This window comes from Mycobacterium sp. E796 (assembly GCF_001672815.1).
Lineage (GTDB): Bacteria > Actinomycetota > Actinomycetes > Mycobacteriales > Mycobacteriaceae > Mycobacterium.
In genome coordinates this window covers 1-20,851 of record NZ_LZKK01000370.1, presented here as the reverse complement: position 1 = coordinate 20,851, position 20,851 = coordinate 1, and the positions used below count along the sequence as shown (strand labels likewise).

The window sequence follows — 20,851 nt, the reverse complement described above, 5'->3', positions numbered from 1 at the left end:
TCAGCTCGCGGCCAGGGTTTCCAGCGCGTATTCGCTGACGGCGATCAGCGCGTCGGTCGCCGAGCGGCGGTCCCTGGCGTCGACGGTGATCACCGGGATGTGCCGGGGCAGCGTCAGCGCCTCGCGCACCGCCTCGACGGGATAGCGTGGCGCGCCGTCGAATTCGTTGACCGCGATCAAGAACGGCAGCTTGCGGTGTTCGAAGAAGTCGACCGCGGCGAAGCTGTCCTGCAGGCGGCGGCAGTCGACCAGCACGACCGCGCCGATCGCGCCGCGCACCAGGTCGTCCCACATGAACCAGAACCGGCGCTGACCCGGCGTGCCGAACAGGTAGAGCACCAGCTCCTCGTCGAGGGTGATGCGACCGAAATCCATTGCGACCGTGGTGGTCTTCTTGTCCGGGGTGGCCTCGAGCATGTCGACGCCTTCCGACGCGTCGGTGAGCATCGCCTCGGTGCGCAGCGGCATGATCTCCGAGACCGCCCCGACGAACGTGGTCTTGCCGACCCCGAAACCGCCTGCGATCACGATCTTCGTCGAAGCGTGCGCGCTGGAAGAATGAGCTTCAGAGTGCTCGTAAGCCACGCAGGGTCCTTCCTATGAGTTCGTGGCGTTCGTCGCGGGTGGAACGCTCGCTCAACGTCCTATGCACCCGAAGGTAGCCGGACCGCACCAGATCACCCACCAGGACGCGCGCGACGCCGACCGGTAAATCCAGCCGGGCCGAGATCTCCGCGACCGACGGGCTGTTCACGCACAGTTCGATGATCTTGCCTCTCGCATCGTTCGGTGGCCACCGGTGAGCCAGGCCCGCGTCCAACGTCTGTATCGGCGCTTCCAGCGGAAGGTCGACGTCGGTGCCGGTCCGCCCGGACGTCAGGGTGTACGGACGGACCAGGTTCGCCTCACGTGGGGCCTGCCAGCGCTCGCGTCCGTCCATCGCGGGTCACTGGTACTGCTCTGCGGATCGGCGGGTGGACTGAACCACGCCGCCCACCCGTTCGACGAGTATGGCCATCTCGTAACCGATCTGGCCGATGTCGCAGGACGCCACGGCCAGCGTCGCCAGATGCGAGCCGTCGCCGACCCGCATCAGCAACAGGTAGCCGTTGGACATCTCCACCACGGACTGCAGCACCTGGCCGCCCTCGAACAGCTGCGCGGCTCCGGTCGCGAGGCTGGCCAGGCCGGAAGCGACCGCGGCCAGCTGGTCGGCCCGCTCGCGCGGCAGGTGTTCACTGGCCGCGACCGGCAGCCCGTCGACCGACACCAGCAACGCGTGCGCGACGCCGGGGACCTCGCGGGCGAACTTTGTCACCAGCCAGTCCAGCGAGTTGTCCGCAGACGTCATTCCTGATCAGATCCTTCACTCGTCTCGCGGGCGTGCGACCGTCCGGAGCGCACGCCACCGAAGTGGCTGCTGAACGAGGCCCGCACCGCCTCGGGGTCGCGCCCCGCGGCGGAGTGCCGCGCGAGGCCGTTGGATCCCACCAGGGACCCCTCGTCGCCGTCCGGCCGCTCCCCTTCGGTCGTGTCCGTCCCGTTCGCGGCGCCGGGCACCAGCCGGGCCCCGGGCTCGCGGACCGGCAGCCCGTGCTCGGTTTTCGCCTCGACGGGCTTGTCCTCGGCCGCCGCGGCCAACGACCAGCCCCGGTCCCAGACCGACTGCCAGTCCAGGTCGGGGCTGTTGACCAGGTCGTGCGGGTCGCCCAGCATCTCGGACAACATTCGACGGTAGATGACGTCGTCATCGGCCGGGGCGGCCGGTGCGTCCGGGGCTTTCGGGGCCTTCGGGATGCTCGGGACCGAGGCGACCGGCGGTTCCGTCGCGGCGGCCTGGGCGCGCGCGGCGAAGAACGCGGACGTGTCCGACACCGCCGCGGGCTTGGCCGGCCTCGGTTGTGGCTCCGGTCGCGGCTCGGGCTCGGGCTCCGGCTGCCCGCCCTCCCACCACGGGGTGGCCAGCTCGCGCCGGTCTCGCCGCGGCAGCTGCGCGACCGGCTGGGGAACCTCGGGCACTTCGGTGATGCCGCTGGATCCGGGGTTGCGGCGCGGCAACAACGTGACCGGCGGTCCCGACGCGTCGGCGCCGTTCTGGCCGGCTGGCTCCGGCGCGGGCCGCTGCCCGGCCGGCGCGCCCGCGGGGTCCGTCGTCGCCATGGCGTTGGCGAGCTGGGTGCTCGGCGACGACACCGACCCCGGCCGTCCCTGCGGTCCCGCGGAGCCGGCCAACACCGAAGGCGGCAGGTAGACCTCGGCCGTGGTGCCGGCGCCCGCCTCGTTGCCGGCCGGCCCGCGCAGGCCCACCCGGATGCCGTGCCGGGCGGCGATCCGGCCCACCACGAAAAGTCCCATGTGCCGGGCGTTATCGGGCGTGACGTCGCTGCCGGACCGCAGCCGCATGTTCGCGATGCGCCGATCGGCGTCGTTCATGCCGAGGCCGGAATCGGAGATCCGGAGCATGACTCCCCCGTCACCGCCGCGTCCGGCGGAGATCCGGACGGTCGTCGTCGGCGGCGAGTAGCGCAGGGCGTTGTCGATCAGCTCGGCGAACAGGTGGATGACGCCGCCCGCCGTGGCGCCGACCAGCGCGCAGTCGGGCAGGCCGGACAGCTCGACCCGGCGGTAGTCCTCGACCTCGGACACCGCGGCGTTGATCACCGTGGACAGCGGCACCGGGTCGCGCTGGTCGCGGGCCAGCTGTGCGCCCGCGAGCACCAGCAGGTTGGCGCTGTTGCGCCGCAACCGGGCCGCCAGGTGGTCCAGCCGGAACAGGTTGTCCAGGCGTTCGGGGTCCTCCTCGTTGCGCTCCAGCCGATCGATCAGCATCAGCTGCTGGTCGACCAGGGAACGGTTGCGCCGCGACATCGTCTCGAACATGTCGTTGACCAGCAGGCGCAGGCGCGCCTCGTCACCGGCGAGCAGCAGGGCCTGGGTGTGCAGCTCGTCGACCGCGTGGGCGACCTGACCGATCTCCTCGGTGGTGTACACCGGCAACGGCTGCGGAATCGGTTCGGCGCCACCGGCTTTGACCCGGGCCACCTCCTCCTCTAGGTCGGTGTGGGCGACCTTGAGCGCGCCGTCGCGCAGGACGCGCAGCGGGCGCACCAGCGCGCGCGCCACCAGCAACACGACGAGCAGCGCGATCACGATGACGGCCAGCACCAGCGCGGTGTCGAGGATCGCGGCGTTGCGGCGGTCGGTGGCCTCGGCGTGCACGGACTTGGTCACCGACGCCGTGGCGTCGTTGATGACCTGCTCGGCGATCCCGTCGGTGGTCTCGATCGAGCGCAGCAGGTCCGGGTTGTCGACCAGCGCGCTGGTCGGATCCGACATGATCGCCATCCGGGTCACCATCTGCTGCTGCAGCGTCTTGGCCTCGGGCGACCCGGCGCCGAGCACCTCGCTCATCCCGAACAGCGTCGACGGCTCGGTGCCGGCCAGGGTGATCATCGAGGTCCGCAGCTGCGGCTCGGGAAGGTCGGCGCCGCGGGTCACCAGGATCTGCTGCATCGTCATCTGCCCGCGGGCACCGACGGCCCGGCTCAGCGCCTGGGCTTCGGCGCGGATCCGCTCGTTGGCGACGTGCACCGACGCGTTGATCACGTCCTCGGCCGTCAGCAGGATCGGCGCGTAGGTGGTGACCCGGTCCCGCAAACCGATGCTGTTGTCGGCGACCTTGTCCAACAGCCCCGCGCCGCCGTTCAGCAGGGTGCTCACCCCGGAACGGACGTCGGGGGTGACGTCGGTGTCGGCCAGCCGCTGCTGCAGCTCGTACTTGCGCGCCTCGTAGTTCTTCTTGGCGCCCTCGACGTCGCGCCCGGTGGAGCTCGCCAGCAGCGCGACGTCCAACGCCGACATGTATTTGGTGATCGCCGGCAGCACGTCGGCGCGGGCGGCGGCCAGCCTCAGGCCGCTGGCGTTGGCCATCGCGTCCTTGATGCGCAACCCCCCGAATGCGGTCGCCAACAGCAGCGGTACCAGCACAATCGCCAGGACCTTGTAGCGGACGGGCCAGTTGCTGGGCGACCAGCGGGGCGGGCGTTTGGCCCGCGGGCCGTGGGCGACCGGGGCTTCGGTGTATTGCGGCGCGTCCGCCTCGGCCGCGTGGGCCGGGCGGGTGAACATGGTCACTTGTCTGCGGCCGCGCGACGGGCCGCTGCGCTGATTTTCAGCGCTCGGTGAAACGAGAGGCTCATGAGACTTCCTGCTTAATTCCGCCTACCCCACGCAGTCGGCGCCAGCGATAAACACCTGGCAATCCGACGAGTATGACAGCCCGCGGCCGAGGTCTCCACAATTCCTACTGAGTACGCAGAGCCCTCCAAGGTTGGCTCGCGCACGGGGATGCAAGTCTGGCAAACAAATTGGCCTGTCATGATCGGCAGATGTTCCGGCTGATGTTTGTCACCCCGCGCATCGCTCCCAACACCGGCAACGCCATCCGGACCGCGGCCGCCACCGGCGCCGAATTGCACCTCGTCGAGCCCCTCGGCTTCGACCTGTCCGAGCCCAAGCTGCGGCGGGCCGGCCTGGACTATCACGACCTCGCGTCGGTCACCGTGCACGCGTCGCTGCGTGCAGCCTGGCAGGCGCTGGCGCCGAAGCGGGTGATCGCCTTCACCGCGCACGCGACGACTTCGTTCGCCGACGTCGACTACCACGCCGGCGACGTGTTGATGTTCGGGCCGGAACCCGACGGGCTGGACGCGGCGACCCTGGCCGACCCGCACATCACCCGGCAGGTGCGCATCCCGATGCTGGCGGGCCGGCGCTCGCTCAACCTGTCCAACGCGGCCGCGATCGCGGTCTACGAGGCCTGGCGGCAGAACGGGTACGCCGGCGCGCGGTGAGTTCCGGGCCGCGCGCGGGTCAGCATCGATATGGCTACCTTCATCACGATCGGTTATGGGGACACGGCGGGATACGACCGCGTCAGCGACGAATGCAAGGCGGCCGCGCACGCGCGCGACGACGCCCTGCGCGTGGCGGGAGCGCTCATCGGAATTGCGGGACCCCCGGTCCAGGTGCGCAACCCGGAGGGCTCCGGCGTGCGGACGGAGCCCGGGCCGTACCTGCAATCGGTGCTGCCGATCGCCGGGTTCATGGTGCTGGAGGCCGAGAGCCTCGACGCGGCGATCGAGCGGGTGAGCCAAACGCCCTGTGCCGTCGCGCACGGCGTCGTCGAGGTGTGGCCGCTTTCGAGCTGACTTACCAGCTGTTCCAGTGCGTGAGCTGCTCGGCGGGCAGGCGCTTGGCCGGCCGGAAGTCGGTGCCCTTGGTGTAGGCGATCGGGAACAGCCCGCCCTGGCTGTATTGGTCGTACGGGATGCCGAGCACCTCGGCGGCCTGCTTTTCGCCGTCGCGCAGCAGGTGCAGCGTCGTCCAGCAGGTGCCCAGGCCCCGCGACCGCAGCGCCAGGCAGAAGCTCCACACCGCGGGAAACAGCGACGCCCAGAACGACACGCCGCCCAGCGGTGACTTGTCCTCGCGGCCCTCGATGCAGGGGATCATCAGGACCGGCGCCTCGCCCATGTGCTCGGCGAGGTAGGTCGCCGAATCACGGACCTTGCCCATCCGCTCGCCGCGGGTGTCGCCCTCGGCGTACTGGGCTCCCGGCGCGGCGAGGTAGCCGCGGGCGTTGGCCAGGTAGATCTCGCCGATCGCCTTCTTCTTCTCGGCGTCCTCGACGAATACCCACTGCCAGCCCTGCGAGTTGGAGCCGGTGGGTGCCTGCAGCGCCAGGTCGAGGCATTCCATCAGCACCTCGCGGCCGACCGGCTTGTCGAAGTCGAGGCGCTTGCGCACCGAGCGGGTGGTGGTGAGGACTTCGTCGACGGACAGGTTGAGGGTCATGTGTGGAGACTACATTCGGGTCCATGAGCGTCGAACTGACACAAGAGGTTTCCGACAGGCTGACGTCGGATCAATATGGCTGGCTGACGACGGTCGCGAAGTCCGGGCAACCGGTCCCGCGGCTGATCTGGTTCTACTTTGACGGCACCGACCTGACGGTCTATTCCACGCCGCGGGCGGCCAAGGTCGCCCACATCAAGGCGCACCCCGAGGTGAGCCTGAACCTCGATTCCGACGGCAACGGCGGCGGAATCATCGTCATCGGCGGCACCGCGAGGGTGGACGCCACCGACGTGGACTGCCGCGACGACGAGCCGTACTGGGCCAAGTACCGTGACGCGGCGGCGAGATTCGGCCTGACCGACGCGATGGCCAGCTACAGCACCCGACTGAAGATCACGCCCACGAAGGTGTGGACGACGCCGACGGGCTGAAGCCGACTTGGCTTCGCCGAACGTGCACCCACGGTGGAAATCTCGCCACCAGCCGGCTGACCCCGAGATCAGGGCGGGGGCGGCCCCCCGGGCGGAATCGCCCCGCCGCAGCCGCCGGGCGGCGGCGGCCCCGGAAGGGGCTCGTCCCCGCCGACGCAGTCGTAATAAAATTGCGGGCCGACTATCCAGGTTTTCATCCACTGGTGCCAAAACGACCCGTCGGGGTACTTCTCGCCGTCGCACACGGCCAAATTGCCGTAACCCCATCGACCACCCGGGCAGAAGCCCTTCGTCATGTCCGGCTGGTGCGGGTCAGGCGGATCGGCGCTGGCCACCGCGGGGGAAAGAACAAGCGCCGCAGCACAACCCAATATCGCGGCGCCGTGGCGAACGGGCTTGAATTTCATTTCGACTCCCTTGCGCCAATACAGCCGATTCCAAGCGATCTTTTCGAATAGCTTACGACGCGCCGGATTTGCTGTGTGCCTTTCCGCGCAAGAGCACAACGACGGCCAAAACCGCGCGGCCAGTCCACGTTCGACGCTAAGCGGCTCAGCGGAAGTCGCGCGACTTCGAGCCGACCGCCAGGGTGATGCGGCCCAGCCGCTCGGCCACGACGGTGACGGCGCCGCTGGCGTTTTGCACCTGCCCGCGGATCAGCAGCGCGGGCGCGGTGTTGGCCAGCTTGCGGTGGCGCGCCCACACTCCCGGCGTGCAGAGCACGTTGACCATCCCGGTCTCGTCCTCGAGGTTGATAAACGTCACGCCCTGGGCCGTCCCGGGCCGCTGCCGGTGGGTCACCGCGCCGGCGATCAGGACGCGGTCGCCGTCGGGCACCGATCCCAGCGCGTCGGCGGGCACCACGCCCATCGCGTCCAGGTCCTCCCGCAGGAACTGCGTCGGGTAGCTGTCCGGGGAGATGCCGGTGGCCCACACGTCGGCGGCGGCCAGCTCCAGCTCGCTCATCCCCGGCAGCGCCGGGATGTGCGACGACGAGCCCACGCCGGGTAACCGGTCAGGGCGTTGGGTGGCGGCGGCCCCGGCCGCCCAGAGCCCCTCGCGCCGGGACATGCCGAAGCAGCCCAGCGCCCCCGCCGTGGCCAGCGCCTCGGTCTGTGGCACGGACAGCTGCAGCCGGGTCGTCAGGTCCAGCAGAGATACGAACGGGCCGTTGGCGTTTCGCTCGTCGACCAGCCGCTCGGCGAGGTCGTCGCCGATGTGGCGGACGGCACCCAGACCGAGCCGGACCTCCGTCCCGGCGTTCTCGAGGGTGGCGTGCGCGAGGCTGGCGTTGACGTCCGGGCCGTACACCGTCACGCCGTGCCGGCGCGCGTCGGCCACCAGCGACTGCGGCGAGTAGAAGCCCATCGGCTGCGCGCGCAGCAGCGCCGCGCAGAACGCCGCCGGGTAGTGCAGCTTGAACCACGACGAGTAGAACACCAGCGACGCGAAGGACAGCGCGTGGCTTTCGGGGAACCCGAAATTGGCGAAGGCTTCCAGCTTTTCGTAGGTCCGGTCGATCACGTCGTCGGGTGCGCCGTGCAGTTCGCGCATGCCGTCGTAGAACCGGCCGCGCAGCCGTCGCATCCGCTCGGTCGAGCGCTTGGAGCCCATGGCGCGGCGCAGCTGGTCGGCCTCCGCGGCGGAAAAGCCGGCACAGTCGACGGCGAGCTGCATCAGCTGTTCCTGAAAAAGCGGCACCCCCAGCGTCTTTCGCAATGCCGGCTCCATCGACGGGTGGTCGTAGACGACCGGGTCGACGCCGTTGCGCCGGCGGATGTAGGGGTGCACCGACCCGCCCTGGATGGGCCCGGGGCGGATCAGCGCGACCTCCACCACCAGGTCGTAGAACACCCGCGGCTTCAGCCTTGGCAGGGTGGCCATCTGGGCCCGCGACTCCACCTGGAACACGCCGACGGAATCGGCGCGCCACAGCATCTCGTACACCGCCGGCTCGGAGAGGTCGAGGCGGGCCAGGTCGACCTCGATCCCCTTGTGCTCGGCCACCAGGTCGATGGCGTAGTGCAGCGCCGAGAGCATGCCCAGGCCGAGCAGGTCGAACTTCACCAAACCGATTGCCGCGCAGTCGTCCTTGTCCCATTGCAGGACGCTGCGGTTCTCCATGCGCGCCCACTCCACCGGACACACGTCGGCGATGGGGCGATCGCAGATCACCATGCCGCCGGAATGGATGCCCATGTGCCGCGGCAGGTTCCGGATCTGGTTGGCCAGATCGATCACCTGCTCCGGGATGTCCTCGATGTCGGGTGCTGGGTCATTTGAATTGGGGCCAAGCCCGTTCCAGTGGCTGATCTGCTTGCTCCACGCGTCTTGCTGCCCCTGCGAAAAGCCCAGGGCGCGGGCCATGTCGCGCACCGCGATCCGGCCCCGGTAGGTGATGACGTTGGCGACCTGGGCGGCGTAGTCCCGGCCGTACTTGTCGTAGACGTACTGGATGACCTTCTCGCGCTGGTCCGATTCGATGTCCATGTCGATGTCGGGCGGCCCGTCGCGGGCCGGCGACAGGAAGCGCTCGAACAACAGCTCGTTGGCCACCGGATCCACCGCGGTGACCCCGAGGGCGTAGCAGACCGCGGAATTGGCCGCCGATCCCCGGCCCTGGCACAGGATGTTGTTCTCCCGGCAGAACCGGGCGATGTCGTGCACCACCAGGAAGTAGCCCGGAAACGTCAGGTGCGCAATGACTTTCAGCTCGTGCTCGATCTGGGCGTAGGCGCGCGGCGCCGATTCCGGGAGCCCGTAGCGCTCGCGCGCCCCGGCCATGGTCAGCTGCCGCAGCCAGCTGTCCTCGGTGTGCCCGGCGGGCACGTCGAACGGCGGCAGCTGCGGCGCGATGAGCGCCAGCCCGAACGCGCACTGCTCGCCGAGCTCGGCGGCGGCCGTCACCGCATCGGGGCCCCCCAGAGGCACATGCCCGAACAGCCTTGCCATCTCCTCGCCGGATCGCAGGTGTGAGCCGCCCAGCGGGGCGAGCCACCCGGCGGCCGAATCCAGGGATTCCCGGGCCCGGATGGCGCCCATCGCCATGGCCAGCCGCCCGCGCGACGGATCCGCGAAATGCGCCCCGGTGGTGGCGACGACCCCGACGCCGAAGCGTGGCGCGATCCCGGCCAGCGCGGCGTTGCGTTCGTCGTCGAGCGGGTGACCGTGTTGGGTCAGCTCGACGCTGACCCGGTGCGCGCCGAACCGGTCGACCAGGTCGGCTAGTGCCCGCTCCGCCGCGTCCGGGCCGCCCTGGTAAAGCGCCTGGCGCACATGGCCTTTGCGGCATCCGGTCAGGATGTGCCAGTGGCCGCCGGCGGCCTCGGTCAGCGCGTCGATGTCGTAGCGCGGCTTGCCCTTCTCCCCGCCGGCCAGGTGCGCGGCGGCCAGCTGCCGTGACAGCCGCCGGTAACCCTCCGGGCCGCGGGCCAGCACCAGCAGGTGCGGGCCGGGCGGGTCGGGCTGCTCGGTGCGGGCGCCCGGCCCCAGCGAGAGTTCGGCGCCGAAGACGGTGCGCAGCTCGAGTTCGGCCGCCGCCTCGGCGAACCGCACCGCCCCGTACAGGCCGTCGTGGTCGGTCAGCGCCAGGGCGCGCAGGTCCAGCCGGGCGGCCTCCTCCACCATCTCCTCGGGGGTGCTGGCGCCGTCGAGGAAGCTGAACGCCGAGTGCGCGTGCAGCTCGGCATACGGGACGGACGAGCGGGCCGGCCGGGTGTCATCGGGCGGCTGGTACGTCCCGCGCCTGCGCGACAACGGGGCGTCCTCGGGCGGGTCCGCCGGCGCGCCGGCGTGGCGCGGCTTGCCGTCGAGCACCCGCTCCATTTCCGCCCAGCTCGGCGGCCCGTTAAACCAACCCATGACCAACAGTCTATCGAATGTATGTTCGATTTTACCACGGCTCAGGACAACGGTTGTTAAACGGATCTTCAACTCCTAAACAAGGTCTTAACGCCGCGGGGCCTACCGGGCATAACCTGCGGCGCAGATACTGGTACAAGATCAAAAATCGACGGCGGGGACTTGAGCATGGCGCAGGTGAAGACACTGGACACGGCGTTCCCCGATCAGCATGCCAGCCTGGCGATCGGGGCGGTCGCCATCGTCGACGGGCCCGCTCCTGACGACGAACTGCTGAAAGATCTTCTGGCGCAACGACTTCCGTCGATTCCAAGGTGCACGCAGGTACTGCGAACCCAGGACTTCGAGTGGATCGACTGCCCGGGACTCGATTTCGCCCATCACGTGCGCCGGGTGGTGGTTCGGCGACCCGGCGATGACGCCGAATTGTCGCGGGCCATCGCCCATGCCCTGGAGCGCCCCCTCGACCTGGACCGTCCGCTGTGGGAGTGCTGGGTCATCGAAGGGCTGCGGGGCAACCGGTGGGCGATCCTGATGAAGGTCCATCACTGGCTGGCCGACGGCCACTCCGCTGCCCACCTGCTCACCCGGCTTTGCGACGACGCCGACCGCGACACGTTCGCCAATAACGCCGGCCCGAAAGGGGTTTCGCCGACGCAGGACGACAAGCGCGGCTGGGCCGACGCGCTCGGGCGGGCTGTGGGGCTGGCGGACTCCCTCGTCGGGGCGATGTGGCCGGCGGCGCGGCCTGCAGTCGGAGCGGTCACCACCATGCGTAAGTACGGCACCGTGCGGGTGCCGCGCGCCGACGTCGACCGCGTGTGCCGCAAATTCGGGGTGACCGTCAACGACGTTGCGCTCGCGGCCATCACCGAGGGCTTCCGTACGGTCCTGCTGGGCCGCGGCGAACAACCGCGGGCCGACTCGCTGCGCACCCTGGTGCCGATGCCGATGCGATCGGCCATGCTGCCCTATCTGCCCGTCGAGCACGAGGACCCCGTGCAGCTGTTGCGGGCGGTGCACGACCTTTGGAAAGCCCAGAAGGCCAAGCACACCGACGAGCCCGGCCTCGTCGAGTCGGCGCTCAACATATTGCCGACGATGTTGCGCAGCAACGTGATCCAACTACTGGCGCGGTTGCCGCAACGCGCGCCCGTGACGCTGGCAACCAACTCACCCGGTCCCCGCCACCAGCTGCGGCTGATGGGCCGGACGCTGGAGCGCTTCCTGCCGATTCCCCCGACCGCCGTGCGGCTGAGCACCGGGGTGGGCGTGCTCAGCTACGGTGACGAGGTGGTGTTCGGCATCACCGGCGAATACGACGCCGCGGCCGACGTCAAGCAGCTGGCCGCCGGCATCGAATTGGGTGTGGCGCGGCTGGTGGCGCTGAGCCAGGACTCGGTGTTGCTGTTCAGCAAGGACCGTCGACGCCGCAGCAAGGCCCGCGCGTTTCCGAGCCGGTCGCTGCGGGCGCACCCGTCGTCGCTTCGCTGACCCGGCCCCGGCGGTCTCGGCACGCGTGAGATCGTTGGTCGGTGCCCACCTTGGAGCCGGTCACCATCGACCCGCGCCGTCACGACGCGGTGCTGTTCGACGCCGCGTTGGGGTCCACCGAGGCACTGGTCGGGCAATTGCGGGATGCCGGCGTCGACACCGGCGTCTTCTCGCCGGGCGAAGATCTCGTGCGTGCGGGCGTGCGGTCGGGCCGGACGGTCGTCATCACCAGCGACCCGGCCGTCGTCCGGGCGGCGCGCGAGCAGGGCTTCGCGTTCGTCATCAGCGTCGGCCCGGCGGTTGACGCCGACGCGGTCGTCGACGACCTCGACCAGATCGCGGTGCGCACCGGGGACCGCCGGATGTCGGAGCTGCCGGACGCGCTGGAGGCGCTCGGCGCCCTGGCCGCCCACCGACCGGCCGTGTTCTACGACTTCGACGGAACGCTGTCCGAGATCGTCAACGACCCGGACGCCGCGAGGCCGGTAGCCGGCGCGGTCGAGGCGCTGGGGAAGCTGGCCGCGCAGTGCCCGGTGGCGGTGCTGTCCGGGCGCGACCTCGCCGACGTGAGGCAGCGCCTGGGCGTGCCCGGCATCTGGTATGCCGGCAGCCACGGCTTCGAGCTGACCGCGCCCGACGGGACGCACCACCAGAACGAGGACGCGGCGGCGGCCGTGCCGGTGCTCGAACAGGCGGCCGCCGAGCTGCGCGACAAGCTCGGGTCCATTCCCGGTGTTGTGGTGGAGCACAAGCGTTTCGGCGTCGCGGTGCACTACCGCAACGCCGCCCGCGATCGCGTCGGTTCGGTTATCGCGGCCGTGCACGCGGCGGGCCGGCGCGACGCGCTTCGGGTGACCACCGGCCGCGAGGTCATCGAGCTGCGCCCGGACATGGACTGGGACAAGGGAAAGACCCTCCGCTGGGTGCTCGAGCACCTGAGCGAGGCCGGCCCCCTGGTGCCGATGTATCTCGGCGACGACATCACCGACGAGGACGCGTTCGACACCGTCCGCGCGGACGGTGTCCCGATCCTGGTGCGGCACAACGAGGACGGTGACCGCGCCACCGCAGCGCTCTACGCGCTGGATACTCCCGCGCAGGCCGCCGAGTTCACCGACCGGCTGGCGGAGCGGTTGGCGAGCGCGCGGACATAGCCATCACCTGGGCCTGGTGACCGCTGGTCGAGCGCTAGGCTTCACGGGCTAGCCCGTGTACTCCACGGCGCCGTCGTCGAGCACCACTCGGGCGGGGTTGCCTTCGGCGCCGGAAGCCTCGGTGCGGAACACCGCCTTGCCGGGCTCCGTCCGCCAGACCAGCGTGGTCAGCGTCTCGCCGGGGAACACCGGCGAGCTGAACCGGGCGTCGATCGAGGTGACGTTGGCGGCCACCCCCTTGCCCAGCTCGGCGACCAGCGCGCGGCCCGCCACCCCGTAGCTGCAGAGCCCGTGCAGGATCGGCTTGGGGAAGCCCGCCAGCTCGCGGGCGAACCACGGGTCGCTGTGCAGCGGGTTGCGGTCGCCGGAGAGCCGGTAGATCAGCGCCTGGTCCTCGCGGGTGGGCAGCGGGAGGCGCGCGTCGGGCTCGCGGTCGGGGATCTCCGGCGCGACCGGCCGCTGGCCGGGCACTCCCCCGAAACCGCCCGCGCCGCGCACGACGAAGGTGGTCGTCGTTTCGGCGATCAGCGTCCCCGAATCCGGGTCGGTGCCGCGGGCGCGCAGCATCACGACCGCGTTCTTGCCCTCGCCCTTGTCCTGAATGTCGGTGACCTCGGAGACCACCGACAGCTTCCCCGCGGGCGGCAGCGGCGCGTGCAGCCGGACGCCCTGCGATCCGTGTAAGAGCATGGCCCAGTTGAACGTTCCGATCTTGCCCGCCGCCCCGAAGGCCGGGCAGCAGATCACCGCGTAGGTGGGCAGCACCTGCTGGGTGATGTCATGGCTGTTCTCGGTGGTGAACGACAGGTCGTCGGTGCCGCAACCGACGCCGAGCGCGTAAAGCAGCGTCTCCCGGTCCGTCCACTCGAACAGCATGGGGTCGCTCACCGCGCCGACCGCACTCGGGTCAATCGCCATAGGGGGCTCCTTTCGAGGATTTTCTGCACCTAACCATCGCAAACCCTTCCCCCCGGCACCGTCGGCAGGGCAGGCTATCGACATGCGCAAGGGGAGCATGTCCTGGAAATTCGTGGCCGCGCTCGCCGCGGTGATGATCGTCGGCGCCTGCGGCGGGTCACCACAGGTGCGCAGCATCACGATCACGTTCATCCGGCATGCGCAGTCGGAGGCCAACGCCAGCGGGATCATCGACACGAGCGTGCCGGGTCCCGGCCTGAGCCCGGAGGGCAAGGCCCAGGCCGAGCAGGTCGCGCATCAGCTCGGCCGCGAGCACTACGACGCCGTGTACGCCTCGACCATGACGAGGGCCCAGCAGACCGCCGCCCCGCTGGCCGCCGAACTCGGCAAGCAGGTCGAAGTGCTGCCGGGCATCCAGGAAATCAACGCCGGCTGGTTCGAGGGCAAGCCGATCTCGATGGATCCGACGACGTATCTGCTGGCCCCGGCGGACTGGCTGGCCGGTGACACCCAGAACAGCATCCCCGGCTCGATCTCCGGCAAGGAGTTCAACGACCGGTTCACCGGTGCGGTGCAGAAGATCTACGACAGCGGTCACAGCAAGCCGGTGGTGTTCGCGCACCTCTACTCCATCGAGTACTGGGTGCTGATGAACGTGAAGAACGCCAAGGACAGCCTGCGCACCAGCCACCCGCTGCCCAACACCGGCCGCGTGGTGATCAGCGGCAACCCGGCGACCGGCTGGACGCTCGAGGATTGGGACGGGATCCGCAACTTCAGCGGCTGACCGCTACCATGGCCGAATGCGGTATGTCGTTACCGGCGGTACCGGGTTTCTCGGGCGCCGCGTCGTCTCTCGTCTGCTAGCCACCGAGCCCGATGCGCAGGTGTGGGTGCTGGCCCGCCGCCGGTCGCTGGGACGGTTCGAACGCCTGGCCGCCGATTGGGGCGAACGGGTCAAGCCGCTGGTCGGCGAGCTGCCGGAGCTGGGCCTGACCGAGGAGACCTTGGCCGAGCTGGGCCATGTCGATCACCTGGTGCACTGCGCGACGGTCGACGCCGACGGGACCCGGGCGGTCATCGAGCTGGCGACGCGGCTGGGCGCCACGCTGCACCACGTCTCGTCGATCGCCGTGGCGGGCGACTTTGGCGGTGAGTACACCGAGGACGACTTCGACGTCGGCCAGCAGCTGCCGACTCCCTATCAGCGGACGACGTTCGAGGCCGAGTCGCTGGTGCGCTCGACGCCCGGACTGCGCTACCGCGTCTATCGCCCGGCGGTCGTGGTGGGCGATTCGGTGACCGGCGAGATGGACAAGGTCGACGGGCCGTACCACTTTTTCGGCGTCCTGGCCAAGCTGGCGGCACTTCCCAAGTTCACCCCGATCGTGCTGCCCGACACGGGGCGCGCCAACATCGTCCCGGTCGACTACGTGGTCGACGCCCTGGTGGCGCTCATGCGCGCCGAGGGGTGCGACGGCCGGACGTTCCACCTGACCGCTCCCAAAACCGTTGGGTTGCGCGGCATTTACCGCGGCGTCGCCAAGGAGGCGGGCCTGCCGCCGATGCGCGGGTCGCTGCCCGGCTCGGTGGCCGCGCCGGTGCTCAAGGTGCGCGGGCGCGCCAGGGTGCTACGCAACATGGCGGCCACCCAGCTCGGGATCCCCGCCGAGGTCTTCGACGCCGTCGACCTGAGGCCCACATTTCTCAGCGACCAGACCCGAAAGGCGTTGCAGGGCACCGGAATCGAAGCTCCGGAGTTCGCCAGCTACGCGCCCAGGTTGTGGCGATACTGGGCCGAGCACCTCGACCCCGACCGGGCGCGGCGCGACGATCCGAGGGGCCCCCTGCACGGCCGGCACGTCATCATCACCGGCGCGTCCAGCGGCATCGGGCGGGCGTCGGCGATCGCCGTCGCCGAGCGGGGTGCGACGGTGTTCGCGCTGGCCCGCAACGCCGACGCGCTCGACGAGCTGGTCGCCGAGATCCGCGCGGGCGGCGGGCAGGCGCACGCGTTCGCCTGCGACGTCACCGATTCCGCGTCGGTCGAGCACACCATCAAGGACATCCTGGGCCGCTTCGACCACGTCGACTACCTGGTCAACAACGCCGGCCGGTCGATCCGGCGCTCCGTGGTCAACTCAACCGACCGGCTGCACGACTACGAGCGGGTGATGGCGGTCAACTACTTCGGCGCGGTGCGCATGGTGCTGGCGTTACTGCCGCACTGGCGCGAGCGGCGCTTCGGTCACGTGGTCAACGTGTCCAGCGCGGGCGTGCAGGCCCGCAACCCCAAATACAGCTCGTACCTGCCGACCAAGGCGGCGCTCGACGCGTTCGCCGACGTCGTCGGGTCGGAGACGCTGTCCGACCACATCACGTTCACCAACATCCACATGCCGCTGGTCCGCACGCCCATGATCGCGCCGTCGCACCGGCTCAACCCGGTTCCCGCGATCAGCCCCGAGCGCGCGGCGGCGATGGTGGTGCGCGGCCTCGTCGACAAGCCGGCCCGCATCGACACCCCGCTGGGCACGCTGGCCGAGGCCGGCAACTACTTCGCGCCGAGGACGTCGCGGCGCATCCTGCACCAGCTCTACCTCGGCTACCCGGATTCCGCCGCGGCCCGCGGGCTACCCACCGAAGCCACTGCGCCGACGAAGGTGCCGAACCGCCGGCCGAAGCGCCCGGCGCGCGCCGTCACCGCCGGGATCCGCACCCCGCGACCGGTCAAACGGCTGGTGCGACTGATGCCCGGAGTGCACTGGTAAACCCGGGGTTTTAGCCCAGCCGGTTTGCGGTATTCCGGCGCGATGGTCCTTTGCGAAAAGCGGACGGACGCCGACCCGGTGGCCGCCGCGGGCCGGCTCGTCGCCACGACCGGCGTCGCCGTGCTGCCGTCATTCGACGTGACGCGCAGCCTCGAGGTCGGTCGCGAAGAGTGGACGCGGTTCGCCCGGCATTGGCGGCAGCTGGCGCCCGACCCCTACGCGGCGGAGCTGGGGGTGCGGCGGCTGCGCCGCTACGGCCAGTACTCGTTTCGCGACGGCGTGCTGTGCCCGATGCCGAAGCTCGCGTTCGTCCAGCCGCAGGACTCCAACCCGCTCTACGTCGGCAAGGACCGCGAGTTCGAGCCGCTGACCGACGCGTTCGCCGCGGATCCCCTGCTGCACAAGGTGATCGGGCTGCTGGCCCGGGTGGCTGCCGTCCTGGACAACGTGGCCGACTGGAACGTCAAGGTGCACCCGTTTCGCATCCGATGCTGCGCGGACGATGACGGCAGTCCGACGCCCGAGGGCCTGCACCGCGACGGCGTCACGCTGGTCAGCTCGCTCTTGATCGGTCGGCGCAACGCCATCGGCGGCGAGAGCACGGTGTGCGACCTCGACGGTCGGCAGCTGCTGGCGACGACGCTGGCCGAGCCAGGGACGCTGATGCTGGGCGACGACCGCCGCACCCTGCACGCGGTGTCGCCGATCCGGCCGATCGACGGCTCCGGGCCGGCGCAGCGCGACGTCCTGGTGATCACGTTCGCGTCGGCCTGGCCGTAAACTCACGGCGGTGAACGCCATCTTCGTCGACGTCGACACCGGCATCGACGACGCCATGGCATTGATCTACCTGCTGGCCAGCGCCGACGCCGACGTGGTGGGCATCGCATCGACCGGCGGCAACATCCACGTCGAGCAGGTCTGCGAAAACAACCTGCGCTTGCTCGAATTGTGCCGGTCCCCGGCCGTACCCGTGTCCAAGGGCGCCGACGACCCGCTGTGCGGCCGGTGGCCCCATCACTCGAAGTTCCACGGCCCCAACGGTTTAGGCTATGCCGAGCTCCCCCGCACCGACCGGCGGCTCACCGACCACGACGCCACCGAGGCGTGGGTGGCCGCGGCGCGCGCCCATCCCGGGGAGCTGATCGGGCTGGTCACCGGCCCGCTGACCAACCTGGCGCTCGCGCTGCGCGCCGAACCCGCGCTGCCGGCGCTGCTGCGACGGCTGGTGATCATGGGCGGCTCGTTCGGCGGCGACATAAACCCGATGGCCGAGTGGAACATCCGGGTGGATCCCGAGGCGGCCGGCGAGGTCTTCGCCGGCTGGGCTGGGCAGCAACGGCTTCCGATCGTCTGCGGCCTGGACCTCACCCGGCGCGTCGCGATGACTCCGGAGATCCTGGCCCGGCTCGCGGACGCGTCGGGCCCCTCCCCCTTGATTCCGGTGATCGAGGACGCGATGCGGTTCTACTTCGAATCCCACGACGTCCGTGGTCACGGCTACGTCGCCTACATGCACGACCCGCTGGCCGCCGCGGCGGCGCTGGACCCGCAGCTGATACCGACCCGGGCGGCGACGGTGGACATCGAGCTGGCGGATGTCCCGACCCGGGGCGTGACGACCCCCGATTGGTCGGGCGATCGAAAAGCCAATGCGCTGATCGGTGTTGACGTGGACGCTTCGGTGTTCTTCGAGCGGTTCATCGAGCGGGTCGGGCCGTTCGCGCGCGGGCTCGCCTGACCGTGCGGATGTCGATCAGGTTGTCGGAACGGCCCGCGTCCGTCAATTCTGCGGGCACATCGTCGTCGCGGCGGGCCGGGTGGCGGTTGCCGGCGACATGCCGGTAGGACCAGACCAAGTCATCGGCCTCGCTGCCGACTTTTGATACGGCCCTCGACGCGGCCTCCGACACGGCGCCGATCATCCGGCTCAGGTGGAGCACCGTCGCATGCGCAGCTTCGAGGACAGCGCCCGTGCTTCGTGCGAGGACGTCGTCGACCTGCCGGCCGATTTCAGCCGCCATCCTTACTCCTTCGCCGAACACCGAATGACTTCGACTACCACGGTACCGAAGGCTTGAACACATTGAGTCGCAGCGCTACTCGTAGGCCCCCTCCAGATACCAGCGCCGCTGGCGGTAGCACAGCAGAAACGCCCGCTCGTCCTCCAGCAAGATCTGGGCGCGGGCGGCGCGGCCCTTCGCGTCTGGATCCCACCACCGCTCGTCGACCGGCCACGGCCCGGTCCACCAGCGCAGCCCCTGGTTTCGGCCGCGCACGGTCAGATGGGCGGGGTCGGCCGAGAACATCCCCCGGGCGGTGACGCGTATCGGATTGCCTTGGGCATCAAGCAGATCCACTGGGTCGTCCAGCAGCACCGCCGGCGACGGCTCGGGCAGTTGACCGGGCCACGGCGGGCCCGGGTCGGCGCGCGGTACCGGCTCGTCGCCCAGCGGGGTCAGCGTGATGCGTTCGGCGGGCCCCCGGCCGCCGGACAGCACCGGCACCCGCACCGCCTCCGGGCCGAGCAGGCCCTGCACCCGCACCAGCGCCCGGCGGGCCCGCAGCCTGTCCTCCTCGCCGAGCCCACCCCACAGCGGCAACTGCAGCGCCTCGGCGGACACCACCTCCACCGCCTGCAGCCGCAACAGCGTCACCGGCGCGGTCGGGCGCGGGGTGCGCGCGGATCGGCTGCTCAACCATCCGTCCAGCTGCCAGCGCACCCGGTCGGCGGTGGCGTCCTCGGTCAACGGCTCGGCGCACCGCCATACCCGTTGCAGCTCTTCACCGTTGGCGGTGACGGCGTGGATGGCCAGCCGGGTGCAGCCCACCCCCGCGGCCATCAGCGCCTGATGCAGCGCGCCGGCCAGGAAGCGGCCGGCGAAGGCCGCGGCATCAACCCGATCGATCGGCGGGTCACAATCCAGCACGGCCTCGAGCTCCGGCGGCGGCTCGCGCCCGGACGGCCCACGCTCGGGTTCGCCGCGGGCGAACCGGTGCGCGGCCACCCCGTCGGCGCCGAACCGGGAGGCCACGTCGGTCCTGGACAGCGCGGCGAACTGCCCGATGGTGCGGATTCCCATCCGCCACAACAGATCCGTCAAGTCCTCTCGGCCCGGACCGGACAGACTCGGCTCGGTGGCGAGCTGCCGGATCGACAGCACCGACAGGAACCTCGCGTCGCCCCCCGCCTCGACGATCCGGCCCGCCCGCGCGGCGAAGACCGCGGTGGACAACTGGTCGGCGATGCCCACCTGGCACTCGGCGCCGGCCACGGCGACCGCGTCGATCAGCCGCTCGGCGGCCTGCTCCTCGGACCCGAAGTAGCGGGCCGCCCCGCGCACCGGCAACACCAGGAGCCCGGGCCGCAGCACCTCGGCGCGGGGCACCAGGTCGTCCACCGCGGCGATCACCGGTTCGAAGAAGCGGGCGTCGCGGTCGGCGTCGGCCGGCACGACGTGCAGCTGCGGGCACCGCGCCGCCGCCTCCCGTCGTCGCAGCCCGCGCCGCACTCCCGCCGCGCGGGCGGCCGACGAGCAGGCGATCACCCGGTTGGCCAGCGTGACCGCGACCGGGGCCGTCGCGGGCAGGTCCGCCGCGGCCGCCGCCGCGACCGCCGGCCAGTCCATGCACCAGATCGCCAGGGCCCGGGATGCCACGGGACTCACCCCGCCCGAGCCCGGCCGATCACCCGCCTGCCCGCGCACACCCCGCTGACCTGCAGCCGCACCCGGCTGATCCGGCCGAAGCCCGGGTGACCGTTCGCCGTGATCTCATAACCGCAGACCCGGGCCGCGAGCCGCGTCGGCGCCCCCTGCCAGTCGCCGTCGGTGACCAGCAGGGTGCACCCCTTGTTGCGGGCCCGCGCCACCACCGCCCGCGCCCGGGTGTGCGACACCTGCCGCCCGCCCAGGCCAAGCACCACCAGGTCCATGCCGTCGATGAGCACCGCGGCCACCTCGACCGGATCGGTTCCGGGATCCGGTATCACCGCGAGCCGGCTCAGGTCCGCCCCCATCTCCGCCGCGGCCAGCAGCCCGATGTCCGGCTGGCCGACGATGGCGACGTTGCCCCCGGCCGCCGTCACCGAGGCCACCATGCTCAGCAGCAGCGACCGGGCCCCCGAGCACACCGCCACCGTCCCGCGCGGCAACGGCACCGGCAGCGACTCCGCCAGCCACCGCGGGAGCGCCACCACGGATTCCGAATCCGGCAGCGGGTCGGGGGCTCGCCCGGACATTGCAGCCATCCGCCTGCGCAGAGATTCCAGCTGCTCAGCGCGGTTATCGGAGGGTGGGTGTTTACTCGCAAATGTATCGAACATATATTCGAATAGGAGGCAGTCATGACCGCGGCTTTGGCC

20 protein-coding genes are annotated in these 20,851 nt (G+C 70.6%); 9 read left to right on the top strand and 11 right to left on the bottom strand.

Going from position 1 to position 20,851, the window contains the following annotated elements:
* Genes A5706_RS30770 through A5706_RS30755 form a run of 4 tightly spaced genes read right to left on the bottom strand, consistent with a single transcriptional unit; the run spans position 1 to position 4,134 of the window.
* Entirely contained in the window at positions 1-585 is a 585-nt protein-coding gene (locus tag A5706_RS30770) for an ATP/GTP-binding protein (RefSeq protein ID WP_068140077.1), read from the bottom strand.
* Positions 566-940 carry a DUF742 domain-containing protein gene (locus tag A5706_RS30765; protein WP_068140073.1) on the bottom strand — a complete coding sequence of 125 codons (375 nt, stop codon included), beginning with the start codon at positions 938-940 and terminating at the stop codon, positions 566-568. Before A5706_RS30765 ends, A5706_RS30770 begins: the two co-directional genes overlap by 20 nt.
* A gap of 6 nt (positions 941-946) precedes the next feature.
* On the bottom strand, positions 947-1,351 hold the full coding sequence (locus tag A5706_RS30760) for a serine protease inhibitor (RefSeq protein WP_068140070.1): 405 nt from the start codon (positions 1,349-1,351) through the stop codon (positions 947-949).
* Positions 1,348-4,134, bottom strand: a complete 2,787-nt coding sequence (locus A5706_RS30755) for an ATP-binding protein (protein WP_369831983.1) — start codon at positions 4,132-4,134, stop codon at positions 1,348-1,350. The genes A5706_RS30760 and A5706_RS30755 overlap by 4 nt, the downstream gene beginning before the upstream one ends.
* A gap of 254 nt (positions 4,135-4,388) precedes the next feature.
* Here A5706_RS30755 and A5706_RS30750 point away from each other — a divergent pair, with 254 nt between their 5' ends.
* Together A5706_RS30750 and A5706_RS30745 are read left to right on the top strand one after the other, a co-directional pair.
* On the top strand, positions 4,389-4,853 hold the full coding sequence (locus tag A5706_RS30750) for a tRNA (cytidine(34)-2'-O)-methyltransferase (protein WP_068140068.1): 465 nt from the start codon (positions 4,389-4,391) through the stop codon (positions 4,851-4,853).
* 30 nt (positions 4,854-4,883) lie between these two features.
* On the top strand, positions 4,884-5,210 hold the full coding sequence (locus A5706_RS30745) for a YciI family protein (RefSeq protein WP_068140064.1): 327 nt from the start codon (positions 4,884-4,886) through the stop codon (positions 5,208-5,210).
* Position 5,211: 1 nt separating this feature from the next.
* On the opposite strand, the gene A5706_RS30740 is transcribed toward A5706_RS30745, so the two are convergent.
* Positions 5,212-5,856 (bottom strand): nitroreductase family protein, encoded by a 645-nt coding sequence (locus A5706_RS30740; RefSeq protein ID WP_068140062.1) that lies wholly within the window; start codon positions 5,854-5,856, stop codon positions 5,212-5,214.
* 23 nt (positions 5,857-5,879) lie between these two features.
* On the opposite strand from A5706_RS30740, the gene A5706_RS30735 reads away from it, so the two are divergent.
* Complete coding sequence (locus A5706_RS30735; protein WP_068140058.1) at positions 5,880-6,290, top strand: TIGR03667 family PPOX class F420-dependent oxidoreductase; 411 nt, start codon at positions 5,880-5,882, stop codon at positions 6,288-6,290.
* Positions 6,291-6,358: 68 nt separating this feature from the next.
* Here A5706_RS30735 and A5706_RS30730 read toward each other — a convergent pair whose 3' ends face one another.
* On the bottom strand, positions 6,359-6,697 hold the full coding sequence (locus A5706_RS30730; RefSeq protein ID WP_068140051.1) for a hypothetical protein: 339 nt from the start codon (positions 6,695-6,697) through the stop codon (positions 6,359-6,361).
* 145 nt (positions 6,698-6,842) lie between these two features.
* The gene (locus tag A5706_RS30725; protein ID WP_068140048.1) at positions 6,843-10,151 is read right to left on the bottom strand and encodes an error-prone DNA polymerase; all 3,309 of its coding nucleotides are present in this window, start codon (positions 10,149-10,151) and stop codon (positions 6,843-6,845) included.
* Between the two features lie 168 nt (positions 10,152-10,319).
* Between A5706_RS30725 and A5706_RS30720 the strand changes: the two genes are divergently transcribed.
* Positions 10,320-11,645, top strand: a complete 1,326-nt coding sequence (locus A5706_RS30720; RefSeq protein ID WP_068140047.1) for a wax ester/triacylglycerol synthase domain-containing protein — start codon at positions 10,320-10,322, stop codon at positions 11,643-11,645.
* Positions 11,646-11,686: 41 nt separating this feature from the next.
* A complete protein-coding gene (gene otsB / locus A5706_RS30715; protein WP_082964754.1) occupies positions 11,687-12,799 on the top strand; it encodes a trehalose-phosphatase in 1,113 nt (370 codons plus the stop codon).
* 48 nt (positions 12,800-12,847) lie between these two features.
* On the opposite strand, the gene A5706_RS30710 is transcribed toward otsB, so the two are convergent.
* Positions 12,848-13,717: a MaoC family dehydratase gene (locus A5706_RS30710; protein ID WP_068140043.1), complete on the bottom strand. Its 870-nt coding sequence runs from the start codon at positions 13,715-13,717 to the stop codon at positions 12,848-12,850.
* An 82-nt stretch (positions 13,718-13,799) separates the two neighbouring features.
* On the opposite strand from A5706_RS30710, the gene A5706_RS30705 reads away from it, so the two are divergent.
* Genes A5706_RS30705 through A5706_RS30690 form a run of 4 tightly spaced genes read left to right on the top strand, consistent with a single transcriptional unit; the run spans position 13,800 to position 18,229 of the window.
* Positions 13,800-14,504, top strand: coding sequence for a histidine phosphatase family protein (locus A5706_RS30705; RefSeq protein WP_068140041.1), 705 nt, complete (start codon positions 13,800-13,802; stop codon positions 14,502-14,504).
* A gap of 16 nt (positions 14,505-14,520) precedes the next feature.
* Positions 14,521-16,488 (top strand): SDR family oxidoreductase, encoded by a 1,968-nt coding sequence (locus A5706_RS30700; protein WP_068140037.1) that lies wholly within the window; start codon positions 14,521-14,523, stop codon positions 16,486-16,488.
* A gap of 42 nt (positions 16,489-16,530) precedes the next feature.
* Entirely contained in the window at positions 16,531-17,268 is a 738-nt protein-coding gene (locus tag A5706_RS30695; RefSeq protein ID WP_082964753.1) for a 2OG-Fe dioxygenase family protein, read from the top strand.
* A gap of 10 nt (positions 17,269-17,278) precedes the next feature.
* Complete coding sequence (locus A5706_RS30690) at positions 17,279-18,229, top strand: nucleoside hydrolase (protein ID WP_068140034.1); 951 nt, start codon at positions 17,279-17,281, stop codon at positions 18,227-18,229.
* Here A5706_RS30690 and A5706_RS30685 read toward each other — a convergent pair.
* The 3 genes from A5706_RS30685 to A5706_RS30675 form a co-directional block, all read right to left on the bottom strand.
* Entirely contained in the window at positions 18,189-18,512 is a 324-nt protein-coding gene (locus tag A5706_RS30685) for a hypothetical protein (RefSeq protein ID WP_068140032.1), read from the bottom strand. The two genes, A5706_RS30690 and A5706_RS30685, sit on opposite strands and share 41 nt — an antisense overlap.
* A 75-nt stretch (positions 18,513-18,587) precedes the next feature.
* Positions 18,588-20,117 (bottom strand): DNA polymerase Y family protein, encoded by a 1,530-nt coding sequence (locus tag A5706_RS30680; RefSeq protein WP_068140092.1) that lies wholly within the window; start codon positions 20,115-20,117, stop codon positions 18,588-18,590.
* A gap of 35 nt (positions 20,118-20,152) precedes the next feature.
* Positions 20,153-20,812, bottom strand: coding sequence for a hypothetical protein (locus A5706_RS30675; RefSeq protein ID WP_068140028.1), 660 nt, complete (start codon positions 20,810-20,812; stop codon positions 20,153-20,155).
* Positions 20,813-20,851 lie beyond the last annotated feature (39 nt).

Excerpts from the sequence above, each read along its gene's own strand:
- A5706_RS30695 (WP_082964753.1), top strand. The coding sequence starts at position 16,531 with ATGGTCCTTTGCGAAAAGCGGACGGACGCCGACCCGGTGGCCGCCGCG.
- A5706_RS30675 (WP_068140028.1), bottom strand. The coding sequence starts at position 20,812 with ATGTTCGATACATTTGCGAGTAAACACCCACCCTCCGATAACCGCGCT.
- A5706_RS30680 (WP_068140092.1), bottom strand. The coding sequence starts at position 20,117 with ATGGACTGGCCGGCGGTCGCGGCGGCGGCCGCGGCGGACCTGCCCGCG.
- A5706_RS30745 (WP_068140064.1), top strand. The coding sequence starts at position 4,884 with ATGGCTACCTTCATCACGATCGGTTATGGGGACACGGCGGGATACGAC.
- A5706_RS30720 (WP_068140047.1), top strand. The coding sequence starts at position 10,320 with ATGGCGCAGGTGAAGACACTGGACACGGCGTTCCCCGATCAGCATGCC.
- A5706_RS30725 (WP_068140048.1), bottom strand. The coding sequence starts at position 10,151 with ATGGGTTGGTTTAACGGGCCGCCGAGCTGGGCGGAAATGGAGCGGGTG.
- A5706_RS30740 (WP_068140062.1), bottom strand. The coding sequence starts at position 5,856 with ATGACCCTCAACCTGTCCGTCGACGAAGTCCTCACCACCACCCGCTCG.
- A5706_RS30730 (WP_068140051.1), bottom strand. The coding sequence starts at position 6,697 with ATGAAATTCAAGCCCGTTCGCCACGGCGCCGCGATATTGGGTTGTGCT.
- A5706_RS30705 (WP_068140041.1), top strand. The coding sequence starts at position 13,800 with ATGCGCAAGGGGAGCATGTCCTGGAAATTCGTGGCCGCGCTCGCCGCG.
- A5706_RS30700 (WP_068140037.1), top strand. The coding sequence starts at position 14,521 with ATGCGGTATGTCGTTACCGGCGGTACCGGGTTTCTCGGGCGCCGCGTC.
- A5706_RS30685 (WP_068140032.1), bottom strand. The coding sequence starts at position 18,512 with ATGGCGGCTGAAATCGGCCGGCAGGTCGACGACGTCCTCGCACGAAGC.
- A5706_RS30750 (WP_068140068.1), top strand. The coding sequence starts at position 4,389 with ATGTTCCGGCTGATGTTTGTCACCCCGCGCATCGCTCCCAACACCGGC.
- A5706_RS30765 (WP_068140073.1), bottom strand. The coding sequence starts at position 940 with ATGGACGGACGCGAGCGCTGGCAGGCCCCACGTGAGGCGAACCTGGTC.
- A5706_RS30735 (WP_068140058.1), top strand. The coding sequence starts at position 5,880 with ATGAGCGTCGAACTGACACAAGAGGTTTCCGACAGGCTGACGTCGGAT.
- A5706_RS30710 (WP_068140043.1), bottom strand. The coding sequence starts at position 13,717 with ATGGCGATTGACCCGAGTGCGGTCGGCGCGGTGAGCGACCCCATGCTG.
- A5706_RS30760 (WP_068140070.1), bottom strand. The coding sequence starts at position 1,351 with ATGACGTCTGCGGACAACTCGCTGGACTGGCTGGTGACAAAGTTCGCC.